Here is a 15910-nt window from a genome sequence, read left to right as displayed (position 1 = left end):
TTACCTATATCACTGGTTCAGGATAGGTATTTCTCCAAGCAAATTCTTCAAGTTAATGGCATCCCACGGCATATGCTCAGTTATCCCTAATCCAACTACATCTGTTTCTTCAGACAGTTCTTTGATCAGATGAAGCAAGTGAGGTATTTGCATGGTTCCCGCTGATGAAAACACATAAGGTTCCCCTGGTTTGGCGAATAACAATGAGCGGAACATGTTGGGATCAAGCACATCCAGATCAAGATGAATTGCCAGATGTTTGATACCAGTCTCTTTAATCCACTTCTTAATCGAATCCATGCCATGGGTTAATTCTTCAGTTCCAGCCGTTCGGATACCCAATCTTTGAATCAGTTCGGTTTCCTGTTCCGTGGGGGTTGTCAACCCGGCCATGAAGACATGTTCGGGCTTCAAGGGGACACTCACATGTTTGGCAAACTCCGGATCGCCTTCCCCAAGAAGGTTTCCGAGCGGTAAAGTATGACCGTTGTCATAGCCCTCGTATCTAACCAGATCACCATGTGCATCAATCCATATCAAACCCAGTTCTCCGCCATATCGTGCATTTAAATAAGCAAACGGGGCTTGTTCAACCAAACAGTCACCGCCAAACATGACAATGCGATCGGGCTGGTGAGCTTGAATAATATGCTGGGCAGCCTGCAATTGCTGAAGTAGATGTGTTCTGCCTTTTATCCCGTTCTCGCTTACCAGAGATGTTCCATCATAAGCCTCAACAGGAACATGAATGAGAGGTTGATCATTGTCAGGTGCAAGCCATGCAAGCAGCTCCGCTCCAAAAGAGTAGTTAGGATTATCTCCACCTTGCCATTGTGGCATAAGCAGACGTATTGTTTTTTGAGTCATCGTAAATCTCCTTTACTTCAAAGTAAGGTTAGTATAAACTGAGCCCAAACAAATAAATAGTACGGTCTTTTATGATAGGTACTACCCGGAAGGATAGTGTAAATGATGAGTATGGCTGAATACCACGGTAAAGTTAAAAACATTCAAGATACCCCTTTTGGATATACGTTGTCTGTTATTGGTGGTAAATGGAAAATGGTGATTTTGTATCTTCTGGCAGAAAACCCACCTGTCCGTTTCAATGAACTAAAAAGACAGATCGGCGCTATCACGTATAAAACGCTGAGTTCACAACTCAAAGAATTAGAAGCAGATGGTATGGTCGAACGGAAAGAGTATCCCCAAGTCCCTCCTAAAGTCGAGTACCGTCTGACAGCCAAAGCTGAAACGTTATTGCCCGTTTTGGAAGGACTATGCGAATGGGGTGTCCAACATCAAGAACCTTCGATCAATAATAGCGCAACGGATTGAACGCTTTTGTCTATATTTCAGATGAGATAATTGGAGTAAATGCAGTATGTAAAATGCAAAAAGTCGCCAATCGGCGACTTTTTACTTTTATATTCGTAGAATTATACTTTTTCGTGTATCAGATCTTTCTGGTAGGCCAACACTCTGTCCCAATTTCCACTGAAAACAGGAATTCGATAATACCCTACACGCTCATACAGCGCTGCAGCTTCTGGTTGCAAGGGACCTGTTTGCAGTTTCAGATTCGTATAACCAAGTTCGTTCGCAAGACGCTCTGCCTCGGCCAATATAGCCTGGGCAATTCCCTTACGGCGGTAACCACTGCGTGTATACATGCGTTTAACCTCTACAGATGTATCATCAAGGGGTCTAAGTGCTCCGCAACCGACCGGATACCCGTCGATCCTGGCAACGATAAAAGCCGCACGTGGCACCTCAACGTCTGACAGTTGAAATCCCGCCGTTCCATCACCGCCATATAACAAACCGAGTTCTTCACTCAGTTCCTTGATCAATAGTAGCGAATCCTCGCTCCGAATATCTTCAGCTGCTGCATGCACGATATATGTCATCCCACATACCCCCTTTATCTTATTGGACTTATTGGTTTAAATGATATATCTAAATTATCATTCCCAACAGCAAGCGTCAATTCCCCCATTCATTGAATATTTCTATAAGTACACCCTATAAATACCCGAACGTATCTTATTGCCGTCTTTATTCGTTTACATAAGAAATATAAAGAGCAACGATGTATATGAATTTAAATTCTTGGAGGTCTGATATTATGGAAATTTCAAAGGGAATAGCGATGCTACAGCTTGATTTTGAGGGGAATATAATTCACCCTGTTCTGATATGGGATGAAGAAATGGTTGTGTTAATTGATACCGGATTCCCTGGACAATATGACGATTTGCGTATTGCACTCGAAAAGGCAGGCGTGCCGATCAACCAACTTAAGGCAGTGATTTTGACGCATCAGGATGTGGACCATATCGGCTGTCTTCCCGAGATTTTGAAAGAGTGTGGCTCACAAGTTAAGATATATGCGCATGAGCTGGATAAGCCATATATTGAGGGACAGCTCCCTCTTCTCAAAGATGGTCACCTTGAGCATCCTCCAATGGGCAAAGTAAATGAAACGGTGACTGATGGTCAGGAACTGTCGTTTTGCGGCGGAATTCGCGTTATTCATACACCTGGTCATACGCCAGGTCATATCAGTCTATATTTGATGGACAGCAAGACGCTCATCGCCGGAGATTCAATGTACAGTGTAGACGGCATGCTTGGAGGCATTCATGAACCTACTACGCTGGATACAGAGACTGCTCGAATCTCTTTGAAAAAGTATATCGAACTCGACATTACATCTGTGGTTTGTTATCACGGAGGACTAACTCATAGGAATGTAAATGAACAGATCTCAGAGCTATATAAAATGAACTAACGAATAGTATGCTACCGATGTAGCTTCTTGCAGAAAGCTTGTAGGCGAACGCTCCGCTTCTACAGGTTCTTTCTGTCCTCTCCGTTTTGTGTAAATGTTTAGTTCAATTTATATAGTTATGGGTTTATTAATTGTTTGGCATACTGCAAAATGGCTGTAGCAGCACGAATTCGCAGCTCTTCTTCTTCACTGTGTAACGCTTCTCTCAGCACCTGGAGAGCTGTTTGAATCGTGGCTTCATCTACCCCTGTTGAGAGAGAGTTCGTTGCTTCGGCTGTTATGCTGACTGCAAGACCTCGATCCAGCTGTGCTTGTGATATGGGATACTCAAACTTCGCAAGGATGGCTGAATCATTTTGCAGTGCCTGCACTTTGTCATTCAGCTCCGCGAGAGGAATACGACCCAACCATGTAACTCCGCGACGGTGACAGATCAAGTCCTCTTCAGAACCAGCGGAATCGTCGTAATAATAATCCCCGATATCCCCAACATACGTCCATTCATCATCGCTAATTAATATATAATCTCCATCCTGCATGAGGTTACCAAACATATGTAATGTCGCGAGTGTGCTCGCCAATTCTGCTTCATCCAAGGGGTAGTGTTGAACCAACTGTTCCTTCCATAGCTCCGGAGGGGTATGCTCCAGATCCCCTGTACCTGACCAGGCGATTCCAATGTAATTATCCTCCAGAAATGATGCTACTCTGTTGATTCCGTGCACAGTCGACTGGATATGATACAGATTCATGCGTACCGCCTTCCTTTCAATCATTCGTATGAACATAGTTCACCATTGTAACATTAGTGATGTCTATTTCAAACGTAATGACTTCTTCAAGTTCTATACTTCATGCTGAACACGCCTTTGGATATAGCCTCAGGCTATAACTAGGTATAATTTAATGGAATTACATTATAACTCCGGATCTGTGATAAATTTTGTGTAACATAAAAGCAGAGGGGTTTTAAACGATGACAAAAAGTAGTGTATTGGGATATCCGCGTATTGGTGCTGATCGGGAATGGAAGAAAGCGTTGGAAGCGTTCTGGGCAGGCAAGCTGGAGGAAACAGAATTTCACGCACGTTTGCAAGAGATCCGCATCGATCATTTGCGCAAGCAACAAGCAAAAGGCATCGACATCATTCCGGTGAATGACTTTAGCTATTATGATCATATCCTGGATACAGCTGTGATGTTTGGCATTATCCCTAAACGATTTGCTTATGATGGTGGTTCCGTTCCATTGTCCGTATATTATGGCATTGCACGAGGAACGAAAGATGCCGCAGCAAGTGAAATGACCAAATGGTTCAACACGAACTATCACTACATTGTACCTGAACTGGACGGGGCTTCCCCAACTCTGACGGAGAACAAACCACTTCTCGCTTATCGTGAAGCAAAAGAAAAACTCGGCATTGAAAGCAAGCCGGTTATCGTTGGACCGTTAACCTTCCTGAAGCTCTCCAAAGGCTATGATAAATCCGAGACAGACGCTTGGTTGGACCGCTTGCTTCCACTTTACACTCAATTGCTTCAAGAACTTGCGAGCGAAGGCGTTCAGTGGGTGCAGGTCGACGAACCTATTCTGGTAACCAAATTAAGCGATGAAGACGTACAGCGTCTGAATAAAATATATAAAACATTTGCAGCAGCCGTTCCAGGTCTGAATATCATGCTGCAAACGTACTTTGAATCTGTCGAAAACTACAACGATATTGTTGCACTGCCAGTTCAAGGTGTAGGACTTGATTTTGTACACGGACTCTCTGGTAACACACAATCTATTCGGACATCCGGTTTCCCGGCAGACAAAGTGCTCGGAGCAGGTATTATTGATGGACGTGGGATCTGGAAAGCTTCCCTTCAAACAAAACTGAATTTGCTGAATGAATTAACTGAGTTCGTGACACCTGAACGTATCATCGTGCAATCATCTTGCAGCCTGCTTCATGTGCCGGTAACGACAGACCGTGAGGCAAAACTTACATCTGAACTGAAGAATGCACTTGCATTTGCAGATGAAAAGCTGGATGAGATTGTTCTTTTGACTACAGCCTTATCTTCACCAAGTGCAGAGATTACCGCCAAAATAGACGAAGCAGAGCTTCCACTTCAGGCGCTTCAGCAATCCGAAGATCGGAACCGTACCGCTGTACAGAAAGCCGTTGCTTCCATCAGTGTTCAACAGCCGGAGCGCTCCCGTCCTTTTGCAGAGCGTCATGAAGCCCAACAGGCCAAATGGCAATTGCCACTCTTCCCGACAACAACGATTGGTAGTTTCCCACAATCTGCTGAAGTCAGAAAAGCACGTCAGTTGTGGCGTAAAGGCGAATTGAACAACGAGCAGTATGCTGCCTTCATCCGGGAGCAGATTGATATCTGGATTAAGATTCAGGAAGAGATCGGAATTGACGTACTGGTGCATGGTGAGTTTGAGCGTACCGACATGGTTGAATTCTTTGGCGAGAAACTTGCAGGTTTTGCCTTTACACAGTTTGGCTGGGTACAATCATATGGTTCCCGTTGCGTGAAGCCACCTATTATCTTCGGTGATGTTGCATTTACGGGTGAAATGACAGTGGAAGAAACGAAATATGCCCAATCGCAGACAGAGCGCCCTGTTAAAGGCATGCTGACTGGCCCGATTACCATCATGAACTGGTCATTCGTACGCGAAGACATTGCTCGTGAGCAGATTGCTTATCAATTGGCGTATGCGTTGAGACAGGAAGTCGAGGCACTTGAACAGGCAGGCATTGGCATGATCCAGGTTGACGAGCCGGCTGTTCGTGAAGGGCTTCCGCTGAAAGAAAATGAACAAGCCGATTACCTGGCTTGGGCGGTCAAAGCGTTCCGTATCTCTACATGCACAGTGCACGAAACGACGCAAATCCATACACATATGTGCTATTGCGAATTCCATGACATGATTGATTCCATTGAAGCTATGGATGCAGATGTTATCTCCATTGAGACATCCCGTAGTCACGGTGAACTGATTCATAGTTTTGAAGAAAATACGTATGAGCTCGGTATCGGTCTTGGCGTATATGATATCCATAGTCCACGTGTTCCAAGTGTGGATGAAATGAGCAGCATGATTGAACGTGCCCTGCGTGTTCTTGATCCGAAGCTGTTCTGGATTAACCCGGACTGCGGATTAAAAACCCGTGGACAGGAAGAAACGGTAGCTTCTCTGCGTAACATGGTTGACGCAACCAGAATCGCTCGTAACAATCACGCTTCAGCTGCTGTATTGTAATCGGCTGCGAAGCAGGATAACTTCAAAAGTAAAGCCGGACACCCCTTCGTTAAATGGGTGTCCGGCTTTTTATATGGTTACTTTTTGTAGTTATATTTTGTAGTTACTTTTAACGTAAATTCATTTCACTTGTAACATGACAATCTCTGGCGTTCCTGCCCCTTTTCTCACCATCCAACGCTTACAACTAGATACTATCTTTCAGCCATTGCTGCAATGGTGTATCTTCGGTCAGTTCACCGAGCAGTATGTGACGGAACTCCCCATCCTTATCAATAACCATTGTTGCGGGCAAACCCGTTATACGATACATACCTGATATGTTGCCCGTCACATCAATGATCACCGGGAAATCAAACGCCTGCTTATCCATAAACTCACGAATCGTGCCCTTCGATTCCCCCACGTTAACAAACAGGGTTTCCACGTCATTCTGATAGTCCTGAGCAATCTGGTGAACAATCGGCATCTCCCTTACACAAGGTGTGCACCATGAAGCCCAAAAGTTAATCATCACGGCTTTGCCCCGATAATCGGACAGGCTGACCTGTTCGCCTGCTGAATTAACCGCTGTGAACTCAGGGGCCACGGCACCAGCTTCAATGGCGTTACCTCGCTGAGATTCGGGTGTCGATACATTTTCGAAAATAGCCCATGTACCAACTAACAATGCGATCACACCAATCAAAATTGTAAGTGTACGTCTGCTTTTAAAACTTTTTTTCTGCAATAAACTCACCTTCACTTTAAACCAAGACTTTGATGGAATGCTGCATGGAGCGAACCGAATTGATCACAAAAGTCGTGAGTAGAGCCCTCTCCAACATTACGTCCATGATTCATGAATATCACCTGATCCGCAATGTCGTCTGCGATCTCCAGCTGATGGGTCGAGAACACGACCATGTGGCCTTCCTGTTTGATGCCCTTGAGCAGCTGAGTTAATTCCTGCATCCAGAATGGGTCCAATCCATTCGTTGGCTCATCCATGATGAGCAGTGGAGGTTTCGACAGCACAGCCTGGGCGAATAACACACGTTGGCGCATGCCTTTGGAGAAGGTCGTAACCCGGTTTTTCTTTTGATCCTCCAAACCTACCATGGTCAGTACTTCCTGTACTCTCTCCTTGGGAACTTTCCTCAGAGAAGCCCAGAACAGAAGCATTTCCTCCGCACTCAGTCCTTGATTAAATTGATAATCGTCCGGCATATATCCAATCTGCTCTGAATAACGCTTGCGCTCCTTCAACCATCGCACATTGTTCACCGCAACCTCACCGGAGGTAGGCCGAAGAATTCCTGCGATCATACGCAGCACCGTGCTCTTTCCTGCACCATTCCCTCCACAGAGGGCAAGCACTTGGCCTGAAGTAATGCGAAAGGAGATATCCTCAACAATTGGTTGCTTTTTAATGGATTTGCACAATCCCATCACTTCGAGTCCCACCTTATCCATGAGAACGCCCCCTCTCCCAGATCGCATATACCGCCAGGACAGAGAAGGCAATCCAGAATAGGCATATCCCGATGAAGATCCAACTGCCACTTGGTTGCTGCACCCACTCCACCCATCGATAATATTCTGGTCCAAGAATGGAGCCGCCTCCCAGTTTGATGACTACAAACAATCGCACCAGCTCGGCCGGATTGATGAGTGTTAGCATAATCAGCAGAGGTTTCACCCATAGATAAGGCATCAGTCCCAGCACAGAGAGCAATAACGTCGGCCATCCAATGACAGCGAAGAACCATACGGTCACGGATATGGTTAAAGCCTGCCACCGATTGCGCGACAACGAACCGATAAATAGCGCCAACGTCAGGAATAACAACACCAGTCCACAGGAAAATACCAGAAAAAGAAGATATGTCACGGCATCCAGTGGATTCCCGATTACTCCGCTAATGACCCCCATCAGGCCGTATCCAAATGCAACAATGGTAATTAAAACAATCGACAGCCCAAGATACTTCCCAACAATAAAAGACATCGTGCCGATGGGATACGTGGACAGCAGCTGCCAGCTACCGTCTTCCTTTTCGGATGTTAGTGAGAAGGAACCGAGGAACAGTGTCATTAATGGTAAGAGGTAGAGAATGAGATTCAACATGGAACCTGTGGTGCCCGAATACCCTTCGACCAGATTCTGCGAATTCAGAAGTAACAAGCTTAAGCTAAAGGTACAAAAAAGGATCAGAAACGAATACGCCCAAGGATTGCGAAATCCCATTTTCACTTCTCGTCTTGCAATCTGTATCATATCTGACATCATTGATCACCATTTTCTATTGTCATACTTAGTGGCCTGACTCTTCTTTCATCTCACCTTCCTGATGCATCTCATTACCGTCTCCTTCTTCACCATGTCCGTGCTCATCATGCCCATGTTCACCCATCATGTCCATATTCTCTGTGTTCTGTTTCCAGTCATGAGAGGCAAGATCCTCAGCGGTCATAATGGTTCCAACACCTTGCTCTGCAATGAAAGCTTCAGCCGAGGGCTTGTCCTTAAAGTTAAGAATTCCATAGGCCATAGGCGTACGCAATGAAGCGTCGTATACATACGTGGCTTTGCTGTATTCAATCCATTCCTTGTCATTGTAATCACGTACATAGTCCATGCCGATGTTATCTGTGCCATTTTCTGTTTTCCACTGGTTCATGCAACCGATGTCATCGAACTTGTAATTTTGGCCGTCTTTCGTAGTGAGCTGTGTTGCATATGCATCGTCCTTCACCTGCATTTTACAGATCGCACAGATATCCACGTCTTCATTGATCGGCAATGCCGCGTATTTTGTTCCGCAAGCGGTTAACAGCACCATGCCAAACATAAGTACCATAACCATGGACCATCTTCTGTTCAAACTTTTGTTCATTTTCGTAATACCCCCATATAGATGATTATAAAAGTTGCCATACCCAACAGAATTAACCCGAACAACCACACCACATTGGAATCTGTAGCACTTTCTACTGACATGTGCAGATCAGATTCCGTATCCATGCTCATTCGTGGCGATTTGTCGGTAGTCCATTGTTCTCTGCCTTCTGTAAACAACTCACTCAGAAAGACCATACCCGGTGATTGGAAAAAGAGCTGATAGGCTGAATTTCGACTGACCAGTTGCTCATAAAAAGGATTAATTGCATAGGAGATTTCACTGATCCCATCCCGATTCAGATCGAGCCCCTGAAAAGAGTCCCAGTAGTTCTCCATCAGGACATTATTCGGGCTATCCAGTGCCGAAGCTTCAATGACATTAGACACCAATTGGTTGCGTGTAAACTCATTAGCTTCTGCCAGAACAAGCTGTATGCCAACAAAATTCCGAAGCACCGCATTGCCATGGATCTCATTGCCCGATGACTCTGCTATATTCATGCCGACACGATTACCCTCCACCACATTGTTGTGAATTGAGGATTGATGCACGTCATACAACAAAATCCCTTGGGAGTGAACATTGGTACTCTGTTTGCGAAAAGAATTGCCCGATATGACCGTATTCTTGACGCCCATAATCATGGCACCTGTCATGTTCTCCTCTCCGGTATTGTCCATGACAGAAGAGCCGTCAATGTACATACAGTGGATGCCGTACCTTGTATGTAACAGCCTGTTATTTTGCACAGTAGACTTGCGACTGTTCTCCAGATAGATTCCATCCCTCATGCCGATGATCTCATTGGCTTCAATGAAGCTATCATGGGAGTTGTACAGATCAATGCCATTGCCCTTCTGGCCACTGGAAGCAGAATCAGACCCGGCCCACGTAATGTTGTTCCGCTGAATCGTTGCCTGACTCGAATTCCGGATGATCATCCCATACCCTTGGGTCTCAATGTGCAGATCTGTGATTTCACTGTTTTTCCCTTCAACCTGAATCGCTGCAGTCTGTTCATTCGTATCATGTTCAATTGTAAAACCGCTCAGTTTCACCCCATCCGAGTGAATCATTATCGTAGAGGTGGCTTCCGTATTAACAACTATGACCGTAGGATCACCCTGAATGGTGATGTTTTTGTCAATCGTCACGGGTCCAGAATAACGACCTGATGCAAGTTCAATGACTTCTCCAGGTGCAGAACGGTCAATCATAGGCTGAAGGGGAATGAGCTCACGATGTCCGGAAGAGGCCATGACTGCACCGTGCGGAAGGGATAGCAGGAGCATCATCATTCCGATTAGAAAAATTAAACCTGTAACCCGACTCTTCTTACAACTGTTGAATGCACCCAAGCCTGCCCAAGGATTACTCATGATTCAAACCGCGCAATTCCGGCTTCTTGTTACAGTTGCTTATTGCTGTGGCAATGTATTCAACGGGTCTTACATTAGTCCAAAATATACGTTGGTTGTACACACCATCCCTCCATTCCACTTAAAATCAACTCTCCATGTTCCTCATCCATTGAAGCAACGTAATAAATGAAGCGTTATCACAATCCTGATCATAGTGTACTTAAAATGATATTTATTCCATATAGCTCAATTAGGCTATAGACGCAACATTTTTGTGTCGATATTGTGATGTAAATCAAAAAAAGCCGCCATATAGGCGACTTCTAAGTAATATATTATTCAAATGGATAGGTCCAAAATGTTTCTCTGCCAAAACGTTTCTTGATTTCTTCATTATTCAGCTCACGATTCCCTACAAGCTCTGCTGCCTGGAATTGTGAACGATGGGCACGAATGGACGCCATTTTTCGATCCAAAAATTCGGATACGTCAACAAATACATCCGGTTTGCCAATGTACTGTTCCTGATTATTAGCGAACGCAACGCAGTGAACAATCGGACGTTCATCCACAGGAAGTTTAGTGATTGTACGTATAACAGCGGCTCCCGTTGCATCATGATCGGGATGAACACTGTAACCCGGATAGAACGTAATGACCAGCGTAGGGTTCAACTCTTTAAGTAGCGACATGATGGTATCTTCCAGTAACTGTGGGTCTTCGAACTCCAGCATTTTATCGTGGAAACCCAGCATTCTCAGGTCCTGAATACCAATCGCTTCAGAAGCTTCAATGAGTTCCTGTTTACGGATGGCAGGCAACGTCACTCGGTTGGCAAATGGAGGAATCCCCATATTGCGCCCCATCTCGCCAAGTGTTAGACAAGCATAGGTTACATGGGCACCGCCATCTATGTATTTGGCTAACGTTCCCGATACAGAGAAAGCTTCATCATCTGGATGTGGATATACCACCAAGATGCGCTCATGCTCGTTGTGTGTAGTATTCATGGTTATTCAATCCTCCGCTTTCATCAGAACATTTCTCGGCTTAATTGTAACGCCACAACTAGTTTACCCTGGCTGTCGTGACCGGCGAGAATCAGTCTTTCTTGTTCCTGCTCATCAATATGTGTAAGTCCTTCAGCGTAAAGCCATCCCTGCGTTGTTTTCAGACCAACACGGTATGGACCTGTACCTGAAATGGACCCCTGCGTATATCGTATGGCCGCATTAGTAATGAATGCCGATGCTGGATGTTTTGTACTGTCCATGTGTTGTGCGTAAGCACCTGACGTAAGTTCTAGATGTACGTATAAGTCCTGATCAGCAAGATTATTGATCCGGAGCTGAATATCTTGAGGTTTAATTGGTTGCATAGCGGCCTCCTTGTCTAATGTAATTGTACGAACTTCATTTTAACATAACCAGAAGAGAATATACATGGAGTGACCCTGTCGCCTATTATAGAGCGTTCTCATGATGATTCAAGTTTGAAAACAAGAACAGATTTGCGTGGTTTTTTCTCTTTTTATTCATGGATCATATCTATATTATGAAGTGTAGGCAAAAACGCCCGTGATGAAGAACCTTAAATTTTAAATGAATCTTGCTCCAACATGTTTGGAAAGGAGTTTAACTCGACTTGAAATCTCTAATACAACTACTTCATTTTGGCTATCATCAGGCCATGAGCTGCATATTTCCCGTAGCGATCTTTGGAACACTGGCCCTGTCCAGCGTAATTCCTATTCCTTTCCTTCATCGATATGATGCCATTCTGCTCGTATTGCTTGCTGTGCAGTACCTGATGTATCGAAGCGGCTTGGAAACCAAGGATGAAATCAAGGTCATCTGTGTATTTCACATTATTGGCCTGGTGCTAGAAATCTATAAAGTATGGATGGGATCATGGTCATACCCTGAGCAAGCATACAGCAAAATCCTGGGTGTCCCTCTTTATAGTGGATTCATGTATGCAAGTGTAGCCAGTTTTATGTGTCAGGTGTGGCGAAGACTGCGGATGGACATGACCGGATGGCCTGGTTTTGCACCTTCGATGCTGCTCGGAGCAGCCATCTATATTAACTTTTTCACTCATCATTTTATGCCCGATTTTCGCTGGTGGCTGACGGCGCTTGTATTTATTGTCTTCTGGAAAACCTGGATTATTTACCGGGTACGAGCAACGACCTATCGAATGCCCTTATCGCTTGCTTTTATCATTGTCGGATTCTTCATTTGGACTGCTGAGAACGTCGCTACATTTTTCAATGCCTGGAAATATCCTGATCAGCATGATGCCTGGCAACTGGTTAGCTTTAGCAAAATTAGTTCGTGGTTCCTGCTGGTCATCATCAGTGTCATCATCGTTGCGCAGCTCAAATATGTGAAGGCCAATCGAACCGCAGATGATTCAAAGTCCAGGTAACTATTTATTCTCTAACCGTAAAACAGCAACAATCTTAGACTCGTACCTAAAGTCTTCGAATGCCGCTGTTTTTTACTGGAGTTCTATTTGAGATTATTCAATAAATAATGAGCCAAAGCCATCTGCCTCTTCAATGTCTTTGTTGATTAAGAGGCTCTCCTTTTCATCGTATGCTTTGATCGTATAAGGAGGATTCGCTGATGAAGGCAGGAATGCGTACCAGATTTGTTGGTTCTCACCTGCATCAACCAGCTTCACATCGAAAGTGGCGGGCTTTCCATTTTGCTTGATTTCAACAGTTACACGTTTGATAGTGGAGTCTATAATGTCACCAAATAACATCGGAAACGGGGCCGATATTTTTTCCAATTTCGGTATGCTCATATAATTCAACGCAAACTTGGATTCAACTGATTCATTAATGGAATATCCTCCACCCCATACCCATTTCCATCCGAAAATGTTCTTGCGGGTATACTCCATCTGAAGATTACTGTTGTTTTCCCGACCCTTTTTGTGCGTAAACAAAATCATGCCCCCGTCCACAGCCTCCTGATGAATGAATTGGGAGGTATAAGATTCACCTCTAAATTCTTGAACGGCCCCTTGAGGACTGTTCGCTATAGGAATATGTATAGGTTCATTCAATCCCCAAACTTTGGATATCCGTTGATCGGCTAGCCCGCCAGCTCGTTCATTCATATACATATATGCCAAGATTGACAGGGGCGATAGTAAAATTACCATTGCAGTGATTAGCAGAATTCTCCTGTTACGCTTGATTATCTCCATGTACACTCCTTATGATAACGATGAAATATTAAATATAATCACTCTTATATTACCATAATTAGCATATGAGTTCTTGTTAAGTATAATTCGGACAATCAAAAAAGGCCGCCATTGGCGACCTTTCAAGTCATTCATCGAACCTATTCTCCCAGAAAGATTACTTCGGTTTCCAATTCAACTTGGAACGTATCATATACTTTCTTCTGAATAAATTGGATCAGATCCATATAATCCTGGGCAGTAGCGTGATCCACATTTACGATAAAACCTGCATGCTTCATGGAGATTTCAGCACCTCCGATGCGAGTGCCCTGCAAGTTACAATCCTGGATCAGTTTACCGGCAAAATGTCCCTCGGGTCGTTTAAATACACTTCCACAAGAGGGGAATTCAAGCGGCTGCTTGGATTCTCTCAGGAACGTTAATTCCTTCATTTTGCTTGCAATATCTTCCTTGTTTCCTTTTTTGAGCCCGAATTCGGCCTCCAGTATGATATAGTGATCCATCTTGAAGAGACTATTTCGATAACCAAACTTCATCTCTTCTCGCGGGATTTCCAACACTGCGCCGTCTTTGGTGATCACAGTCGCACGTTCAACAACATCGGCGATCTGACCGCCATAAGCACCCGCATTCATGTAAAGTGCGCCCCCCGTGCTGCCGGGAATACCACAAGCAAACTCCAAACCGGTCAAGCTATGCTCCAAAGCAAGTCTGGATACATCAATGATATCTACGCCGCTTTGCGCAATCATGCTGTCCTCATTCACTTTAATTTGATCGAAGTGGCTAAGAGAAATCGTTACTCCCCGGATGCCCCCGTCTTTAATAATGACGTTTGAGCCTTTTCCAATGACCGTCAGAGGTAACTGATGTAAGTTGGCAATTTCCACGATTTTAGTGATTTCGTCTATCGTTGTTGGATGGATGAGAATATCTGCGTTGCCACCTATTTTAATAAACGTGTGATTTTTTAGTGGTTCATTGAATTTCACTTTTTCCAAAGGTATCTGATGCTCAAAAATATTCATGATTTTCTCTCCCTGAATTCATAAAGAAATGATTGCACCATCGCGAAAATGAGATGCTCCTTCTTTATTATATGCTAAATAGGAGATTTTGTTTGAAATTATGTTGTTTTCATTATAATTAATCACATTCTCTTTAGATTTTGAACTTTTCGTGAGTTCCTGCATGGAAGCGAGCTGTTGCTCTGTTGCCACAACTACATGATTATGATTATGAGAGTTCTATGTCTGTTTGAGTCAGCTTGGCTGATAGCTCCCATAAACGAATAGCTTGCTCAGGGTCGATGGCATACTTCTTGACCCCATAGAAACCTCCATCCTCTGGAGCCATTTCACTGATGTCACAATCCTCACAGTAGACACCGCCTTTTCCCTCAAGTTGAGGAGAAGTTGCTGCCCAGACTTGCGTCGCTGCCCCCTGCTCAGGTGTTTTGAACGCAGGGTTGGCCACTTGTCCAGATTCATCAATCCAGCCCAGAGCAATCATTTCCTCTTTTGGCATATGACGCTGTAGTGGTGTCATAATTCCGCCTGGATGAACTGAGAAAGCCCGTACGCCGTGCTCTGCACCTCGACGATCCAGCTCAACGCTGAATAAAATTGTTGCTGTTTTGGACTGTCCATATGCAGGGAATTTCTCATAGCCATGTTCAAATTGGATGTCATCCCAACGAATCGGTGAGAAATGATGTCCCGCTGATGCCAAGGAAACAACACGTGCTCCCCCCTGACTTGCGAGTGCAGGCCATAACAGATTAGTCAGGGCAAAGTGGCCCAGATGATTGGTTGCAAATTGAGCTTCCCAGCCAGGACCAACCCGCGTCTCCGGGCAAGCCATGATGCCCGCATTAAGAATCAGCATGTCAATGTTCCGATCACTCGCCAGAAACCGCTCGGCAAAAGCACGAACGCTGGATAAATCAGCAAGGTCCAATTCATCTATTTCAACACCTTCCAGACCCGAAAGTGCTTCCTTCGCAACCGCTGGACGACGCGCAGTCACCACTACACGGGCTCCCGCTTTCACAAGCGCACGTGTCGTCTCCAACCCCAGGCCGGAATATCCACCCGTTACAATAGCAAGCTGTCCTGACAAGTCCAGTTCCCTCAATACATCCTCCGCTGTACTATTATGGTTGAAGCCAGAGTCCATTTTATGTTGTAAAGTTCTAGTATTATTTTCCTGTGTCATTCTGTTCATCTCCTTAGTAATATTTCTACTTCTTCAAAGTCTACACCCTAGAGCGTACTCTAAGTCAAATGGAAGTGAATACATCACCTGCAACTTCTCCGTACAATCTGTAAACGTAAAAAAGCCGCCAGTTGGCGACTTTCGTTGAAATGATTAT

Annotated in this window: 17 protein-coding genes; 4 read left to right on the top strand and 13 right to left on the bottom strand. The window is 44.6% G+C overall.

All coding sequences use genetic code 11. From position 1 onward, the window contains the following. Nucleotides 1-9 precede the first annotated feature (9 nt). Nucleotides 10-867 carry an arginase family protein gene (locus tag V6668_RS14630; protein WP_338708783.1) on the bottom strand — a complete coding sequence of 286 codons (858 nt, stop codon included), beginning with the start codon at nt 865-867 and terminating at the stop codon, nt 10-12. A gap of 105 nt (nt 868-972) precedes the next feature. On the opposite strand from V6668_RS14630, the gene V6668_RS14625 reads away from it, so the two are divergent. Continuing rightward, nucleotides 973-1338, top strand: a complete 366-nt coding sequence (locus V6668_RS14625; RefSeq protein WP_036608870.1) for a winged helix-turn-helix transcriptional regulator — start codon at nt 973-975, stop codon at nt 1336-1338. 101 nt (nt 1339-1439) lie between these two features. Here the strand turns inward: V6668_RS14625 and V6668_RS14620 are convergent, their stop codons facing one another. After that, nucleotides 1440-1910 (bottom strand): GNAT family N-acetyltransferase, encoded by a 471-nt coding sequence (locus V6668_RS14620; RefSeq protein ID WP_338708782.1) that lies wholly within the window; start codon nt 1908-1910, stop codon nt 1440-1442. Nucleotides 1911-2128: 218 nt separating this feature from the next. Here V6668_RS14620 and V6668_RS14615 point away from each other — a divergent pair, with 218 nt between their 5' ends. Then, nucleotides 2129-2794 carry an MBL fold metallo-hydrolase gene (locus V6668_RS14615; RefSeq protein WP_338708781.1) on the top strand — a complete coding sequence of 222 codons (666 nt, stop codon included), beginning with the start codon at nt 2129-2131 and terminating at the stop codon, nt 2792-2794. 116 nt (nt 2795-2910) lie between these two features. Here V6668_RS14615 and V6668_RS14610 read toward each other — a convergent pair whose 3' ends face one another. Next, nucleotides 2911-3570 (bottom strand): hypothetical protein, encoded by a 660-nt coding sequence (locus V6668_RS14610; RefSeq protein ID WP_338708780.1) that lies wholly within the window; start codon nt 3568-3570, stop codon nt 2911-2913. A gap of 200 nt (nt 3571-3770) precedes the next feature. Between V6668_RS14610 and metE the strand changes: the two genes are divergently transcribed. Next, the gene (gene metE / locus V6668_RS14605) at nt 3771-6065 is read left to right on the top strand and encodes a 5-methyltetrahydropteroyltriglutamate--homocysteine S-methyltransferase (RefSeq protein WP_338708779.1); all 2295 of its coding nucleotides are present in this window, start codon (nt 3771-3773) and stop codon (nt 6063-6065) included. Nucleotides 6066-6252: 187 nt separating this feature from the next. Here metE and V6668_RS14600 read toward each other — a convergent pair whose 3' ends face one another. The 7 genes from V6668_RS14600 to V6668_RS14570 form a co-directional block, all read right to left on the bottom strand. Next, a complete protein-coding gene (locus tag V6668_RS14600) occupies nt 6253-6804 on the bottom strand; it encodes a TlpA family protein disulfide reductase (protein ID WP_338708951.1) in 552 nt (183 codons plus the stop codon). A gap of 2 nt (nt 6805-6806) precedes the next feature. Beyond that, nucleotides 6807-7520, bottom strand: coding sequence for an ABC transporter ATP-binding protein (locus V6668_RS14595; RefSeq protein ID WP_036670852.1), 714 nt, complete (start codon nt 7518-7520; stop codon nt 6807-6809). After that, a complete protein-coding gene (locus V6668_RS14590) occupies nt 7513-8334 on the bottom strand; it encodes an ABC transporter permease (RefSeq protein ID WP_338708950.1) in 822 nt (273 codons plus the stop codon). Before V6668_RS14590 ends, V6668_RS14595 begins: the two co-directional genes overlap by 8 nt. A 28-nt stretch (nt 8335-8362) precedes the next feature. Then, entirely contained in the window at nt 8363-8944 is a 582-nt protein-coding gene (locus tag V6668_RS14585; RefSeq protein ID WP_051449728.1) for a nitrous oxide reductase accessory protein NosL, read from the bottom strand. Next, nucleotides 8941-10329: a right-handed parallel beta-helix repeat-containing protein gene (locus V6668_RS14580; RefSeq protein ID WP_338708778.1), complete on the bottom strand. Its 1389-nt coding sequence runs from the start codon at nt 10327-10329 to the stop codon at nt 8941-8943. Before V6668_RS14580 ends, V6668_RS14585 begins: the two co-directional genes overlap by 4 nt. Before the next feature lie 317 nt (nt 10330-10646). Then, nucleotides 10647-11321, bottom strand: coding sequence for a bacillithiol biosynthesis deacetylase BshB2 (bshB2, locus tag V6668_RS14575; RefSeq protein WP_338708777.1), 675 nt, complete (start codon nt 11319-11321; stop codon nt 10647-10649). A gap of 23 nt (nt 11322-11344) precedes the next feature. Next, a complete protein-coding gene (locus V6668_RS14570) occupies nt 11345-11689 on the bottom strand; it encodes a YojF family protein (protein WP_017688572.1) in 345 nt (114 codons plus the stop codon). Between the two features lie 266 nt (nt 11690-11955). On the opposite strand from V6668_RS14570, the gene V6668_RS14565 reads away from it, so the two are divergent. Next, the gene (locus tag V6668_RS14565; RefSeq protein ID WP_100526184.1) at nt 11956-12741 is read left to right on the top strand and encodes a DUF817 domain-containing protein; all 786 of its coding nucleotides are present in this window, start codon (nt 11956-11958) and stop codon (nt 12739-12741) included. A 93-nt stretch (nt 12742-12834) separates the two neighbouring features. Here the strand turns inward: V6668_RS14565 and V6668_RS14560 are convergent, their stop codons facing one another. The 3 genes from V6668_RS14560 to V6668_RS14550 all read right to left on the bottom strand — a co-directional run bounded on the left by V6668_RS14560 (nt 12835) and on the right by V6668_RS14550 (nt 15753). After that, entirely contained in the window at nt 12835-13449 is a 615-nt protein-coding gene (locus V6668_RS14560) for a hypothetical protein (RefSeq protein WP_338708776.1), read from the bottom strand. A 224-nt stretch (nt 13450-13673) separates the two neighbouring features. Continuing rightward, a complete protein-coding gene (gene murB / locus V6668_RS14555) occupies nt 13674-14582 on the bottom strand; it encodes a UDP-N-acetylmuramate dehydrogenase (RefSeq protein WP_370511408.1) in 909 nt (302 codons plus the stop codon). A 190-nt stretch (nt 14583-14772) separates the two neighbouring features. Then, the gene (locus V6668_RS14550) at nt 14773-15753 is read right to left on the bottom strand and encodes an SDR family NAD(P)-dependent oxidoreductase (protein WP_036670846.1); all 981 of its coding nucleotides are present in this window, start codon (nt 15751-15753) and stop codon (nt 14773-14775) included. Nucleotides 15754-15910 lie beyond the last annotated feature (157 nt).

It is taken from the genome of Paenibacillus amylolyticus, assembly GCF_036894225.1.
GTDB lineage: Bacteria > Bacillota > Bacilli > Paenibacillales > Paenibacillaceae > Paenibacillus > Paenibacillus amylolyticus.
The sequence above is the reverse complement of the archived record's forward strand: the minus strand, read 5'-3'. Positions and strand labels throughout refer to the sequence as shown.

What these genes read in the sequence shown, in the direction of transcription:
- V6668_RS14595 (WP_036670852.1), bottom strand. Translation starts at nt 7,520, where the DNA reads ATGGATAAGGTGGGACTCGAAGTGATGGGATTGTGCAAATCCATTAAA.
- V6668_RS14620 (WP_338708782.1), bottom strand. Translation starts at nt 1,910, where the DNA reads ATGACATATATCGTGCATGCAGCAGCTGAAGATATTCGGAGCGAGGAT.
- V6668_RS14625 (WP_036608870.1), top strand. Translation starts at nt 973, where the DNA reads ATGAGTATGGCTGAATACCACGGTAAAGTTAAAAACATTCAAGATACC.
- V6668_RS14615 (WP_338708781.1), top strand. Translation starts at nt 2,129, where the DNA reads ATGGAAATTTCAAAGGGAATAGCGATGCTACAGCTTGATTTTGAGGGG.
- V6668_RS14610 (WP_338708780.1), bottom strand. Translation starts at nt 3,570, where the DNA reads ATGATTGAAAGGAAGGCGGTACGCATGAATCTGTATCATATCCAGTCG.
- V6668_RS14580 (WP_338708778.1), bottom strand. Translation starts at nt 10,329, where the DNA reads ATGAGTAATCCTTGGGCAGGCTTGGGTGCATTCAACAGTTGTAAGAAG.
- V6668_RS14570 (WP_017688572.1), bottom strand. Translation starts at nt 11,689, where the DNA reads ATGCAACCAATTAAACCTCAAGATATTCAGCTCCGGATCAATAATCTT.
- V6668_RS14585 (WP_051449728.1), bottom strand. Translation starts at nt 8,944, where the DNA reads ATGAACAAAAGTTTGAACAGAAGATGGTCCATGGTTATGGTACTTATG.
- metE (WP_338708779.1), top strand. Translation starts at nt 3,771, where the DNA reads ATGACAAAAAGTAGTGTATTGGGATATCCGCGTATTGGTGCTGATCGG.
- V6668_RS14550 (WP_036670846.1), bottom strand. Translation starts at nt 15,753, where the DNA reads ATGACACAGGAAAATAATACTAGAACTTTACAACATAAAATGGACTCT.
- V6668_RS14590 (WP_338708950.1), bottom strand. Translation starts at nt 8,334, where the DNA reads ATGTCAGATATGATACAGATTGCAAGACGAGAAGTGAAAATGGGATTT.
- V6668_RS14630 (WP_338708783.1), bottom strand. Translation starts at nt 867, where the DNA reads ATGACTCAAAAAACAATACGTCTGCTTATGCCACAATGGCAAGGTGGA.
- bshB2 (WP_338708777.1), bottom strand. Translation starts at nt 11,321, where the DNA reads ATGAATACTACACACAACGAGCATGAGCGCATCTTGGTGGTATATCCA.
- V6668_RS14560 (WP_338708776.1), bottom strand. Translation starts at nt 13,449, where the DNA reads ATGTATATGAATGAACGAGCTGGCGGGCTAGCCGATCAACGGATATCC.